The 3,592-nt window shown below is 68.7% G+C and carries 4 protein-coding genes; all 4 read right to left on the bottom strand.

The features are described from left to right. Positions 1–142: 142 nt before the first annotated feature. The gene (locus VFF46_RS37975) at positions 143–1,354 is read right to left on the bottom strand and encodes a MalY/PatB family protein (protein WP_325042116.1); all 1,212 of its coding nucleotides are present in this window, start codon (positions 1,352–1,354) and stop codon (positions 143–145) included. 35 nt (positions 1,355–1,389) lie between these two features. Then, positions 1,390–2,049 (bottom strand): GntR family transcriptional regulator, encoded by a 660-nt coding sequence (locus VFF46_RS37970; RefSeq protein ID WP_325042115.1) that lies wholly within the window; start codon positions 2,047–2,049, stop codon positions 1,390–1,392. After that, positions 2,046–2,915, bottom strand: coding sequence for a cytochrome c biogenesis CcdA family protein (locus VFF46_RS37965; RefSeq protein ID WP_325042114.1), 870 nt, complete (start codon positions 2,913–2,915; stop codon positions 2,046–2,048). Before VFF46_RS37965 ends, VFF46_RS37970 begins: the two co-directional genes overlap by 4 nt. Before the next feature lies 1 nt (position 2,916). Then, the coding region (locus VFF46_RS37960; RefSeq protein ID WP_325042113.1) for a DsbA family protein at positions 2,917–3,592 on the bottom strand (676 nt) is incomplete at its 5' end.

The following is a 3,592-nucleotide window of genomic DNA, read 5'->3' as shown; positions in this document are numbered from 1 at the left end:
ACGTCCGACGTACTCGAGGCGCGGGTCGGCGACCGAACCATCGAGCTGCGCCACCGGCTGTCGAAACACCAGGTCGACATGCTCCTGGCCGGCGGCGTCATCCCCCTGCTCCGCGCCCACGGCTGACTACCCGCCCGCCCTGCTACCGGTCGGTGAGGGCGGTGGTGAGGCGGGTGATGGCTTCCTCGACCGTGGAGCGGGGGCAGCCGAGGTTGATTCGCAGGTAGCCGTGGCCTTCGAGGCCGAACTTCTGGCCCTTGTCCAGCCAGAGCCGGGCCTTGGTGAGCATGAACTTGTCCAGCGTCGCGGCGTCCATCCCCAGGCCGCGGCAGTCCATCCAGGTCAGATAGAGCGAATCCGCCGGCAGTACGCGGATCTTGTCGGTGGCGCTGTTCACAGCGTCGGCGAAGCGGGTGTGGTTAGCGCGCAGGTAGGCCAGCAGCTCTTCGAGCCAGGGTTCGCCGTGGGTGTAGGCGGCCTCGGCGGCGACCATGCCCAGCAGGTTTCCGATCGGGAAGACGTTGCGCTCGTACTGCCGGGCAAGCTCCTCCCGCCGTCGCGAATCGGGTACGAACACGTTGGCGCATTGCAGTCCCGGCAGGTTGAACGTCTTGCTCGGCGAAGTGCACGTGATGCTGTTGGCGGCGAACTCCGGTCCGAGCGAGGCGAACGGTATGTGCTTCTTGGCCCGGTTCAGGATGAGGTCCTCGTGGATCTCGTCGGAGACCACCAGGACACCGTGGCGCGCGCAGATCTCCCCCATCGCGCGCAGTTCGTCCTCCGACCACACGTTCCCGGTCGGGTTGTGCGGATGGCTCAGGATGAACAGCTTCGTGTCCGGCCGGATCGCGCCCTCGAAGACACCGGCGTCGAAGCGGTAGCCGTCGTCGGTCCGCACCAGCGGCGCATACGCCAGCCGCCGCCCGTTCAGCCGTACGTCGTCGTGGAAGTGCGCGTAGACCGGCGGCTGGATCAGCACCGAATCACCGGGCGCGGAGAACGCCTGTACGACCGTCTTCAACGTCGTGATGACTCCCGCCGTCTGCAGCACCCACTCCCGGGGCACGTCCCACCCGAACCGCCGCGCCTGCCAGCCCACGACCGCGTCCAGGTAACTCGCCGTCGGACCGCCGGGATAGCCGAAGATCCCGTAGTCGACCGCCTCGTGCAGAGCGTCCAGCACGGCCTGTGGTGCCTTGAAATCGGTGTCGGCCACCCACATCGGCAATGGGTCGGCAGCAGCTTCGTCCGGGGCGAGCAGCTCGTGGCCGAACGCCCACTTCATCGAGTTCGACGTACGGCGATCCACAACCTCATCGAAGACCGACGTACTGCGGGCGGCGTCGAGATGCATGTCTTCCACGGTACGACTGGACCGACGTGAGCTGGTCATCGACGGCCTGTGGTGACCGGGCTGCCGTTCTCGAGGGCGTGGCTGCGGGACTGGTGCTCGTCGAGGTGGGAGGCAAAGGCTGCCCAGTCGCCGGCCTCGGCGTCGACCAGGAGGGCGCGGTGCTCGGCGATCACCTGTCGCGGATCGTCCGAGATCCGGCCGACGCTGTGGATGATCGAGAGCTGCTGGCGGTCCTGAAGCCGGTCGTACAGCGCCAGCATCGTAGCGTTGCCGCCGAGCTCGACGAAGCTCCGGTGGAACCGCATCGCCAGGGTGGTGAATGTCGGGAAGTCCCCGTCACGCAGGGCCTGCTCCTGCTCGTCGAGCTGCGCGGCGAGGTCTTCGGCGAGCTGCTCTCGCTCACGCGGGCCTGCTCGGCGTACCCCCGCGGACTCCAGTGCATGACGAACCTCGGCGGACTCGCGGATCTCCGTGGGCGTCAGCTCCCGGACCAGAGCGCCCCGCTGCGCGTAGATCCTGACCCAGCCCTCGTCCTGCAGCCGAACCAGCGCCGCCCGCACCGGAGTACGGCTCATCGACAGCGCCGCGGCCACCTCGTTCTCGCTCAGCATCGCGCCAGGCGGATACGTCCCGTCCATGATCCCGCCACGAACGTAGGCATGCGCGCGATCGGCTGCACTCGGGTTGCGGCTCACTCTGGCTCGTCCGTTCTGGTCACTATGCCTTGGGGCAGCTTAGTTGCCGTACGCCGGGAACGCCGGACCCCGACCGCACCGACACCGGCCACGACCAGCAGCACGACACCGATCAGGGCCGTGTCCGGCACCTGCGCAGCCAGCCGCCCGGCCTGTTCCTCCAAGGCGAACTGGGAGTCTACGGAGTTCAGGCCACCGATCGCCGCGAACCCGTCCGTCACCAGCACGAGAACGCCGATCGCGGCAGTGACCACACCGGAGACGATCTGCGTCCAGGTCGTCCGGACCGGCCCGACCTCCACCATCCGTGGCCGTACGGCGACCCTGGTGCGCGGGAATCGCTTCCACACCAGCGCCAGCACGAACAACGGAACCGCCATCCCGAGCGCGAACACCGCCATCACGAGTCCGCCGTACGCCGGGCTCGCACCGAAGGCGGCGTACGTGAGAACCGAACCCAGCAACGGACCCGAGCAAGCCCCGGTCAGTCCGTAGACGGTGCCGAGTAGGTAGACCGAGACAGCCGACGTACCGCGTGCCGGCGCGCTGGTGCGGCCCGGCAGGCGCAGACCCAGAGCCTGGTAACAGCCCAAGGCGATCAGGACGTACGCCGCGATGCTCCCGAGCGTGCCGCGGTGCTCGGTGAGGAAGGAGCCCAAGCTGCCGGCGAGGACGCCGAGCGGCACGAGGGTGGTGAGTAGTCCGGCGTAGAAGACGACCGTACGACCGATCAGCCGCCGCGGATCCTCGAACGTGTACGAGAAGAACGCCGGGAGCAGCATCACCGAACACGGGCTCAGCAGACTCAAGAGCCCGGCGAGGAGGGCGGCCGCGAGCCCGACCTGGACTCCGGCGTGCAGCTCCATCTCAGCGCTCGCCGCCGGCGTTGTGCACCTTCAGCCGTTCGTCGATGACCTGCTGGAACACCGAGATCGGCTGCGCACCGGACACCGCGACGTTGTCGATGGCGAAGAACGGCACCGAGGTCAGCCCGAGCTGCTGCGCCTCCTGCGCGTCGGACTCGACCGCCTTGCGCAGGTCCCGGTCGGACAGGTCCCGCTCGAACCGGGCCAGGTCCGGAACTCCGGCCTTCTTGGCGAAGCCGATCAACGTGGTGCGCGGCAGCGGCGGATGCCCGTGCTCCGGCGCGGCCTGATGCACCGCGTGGAGGAACTCCCAGAACCGGCCCTGCCGCGCCGCCGCACGCCCCGCGATCGACCCCTGCCACGACTCCTCGCCGAACATCGGGAGATCACGGAACTCGTACCGGACCAGGCCCTTGTCGACGTACTGCCGCACCAGCTCGGGCAGCGTCTCGCGGGTGAACTTGGCGCAGAACGGGCAGCGGAAATCGGCGTACTCCACGATCGCCACCGGAGCATCCGCCCGCCCGAGCGCCAGCGGATCGCCGGCCGTACGACGAGCCAGGCCCGGGTCCTCCGACTTCGCCGGACCCGAGGGCGTCGACGTCGCCTTGGACACGTCCGCCTGATCGCTGGAGCCGTTGCTCTGGATCGACAGGCCGACCAGCACGACTCCGGCC

Origin of the sequence: Kribbella sp. (assembly GCF_035655035.1) — a bacterium.
Taxonomy (GTDB): Bacteria; Actinomycetota; Actinomycetes; order Propionibacteriales; family Kribbellaceae; genus Kribbella.
This window is presented reverse-complemented; position numbering and strand designations above follow the sequence as displayed.

Excerpts from the sequence above, each read along its gene's own strand:
- VFF46_RS37975 (WP_325042116.1), bottom strand. The coding sequence starts at position 1,354 with ATGCATCTCGACGCCGCCCGCAGTACGTCGGTCTTCGATGAGGTTGTG.
- VFF46_RS37965 (WP_325042114.1), bottom strand. The coding sequence starts at position 2,915 with ATGGAGCTGCACGCCGGAGTCCAGGTCGGGCTCGCGGCCGCCCTCCTC.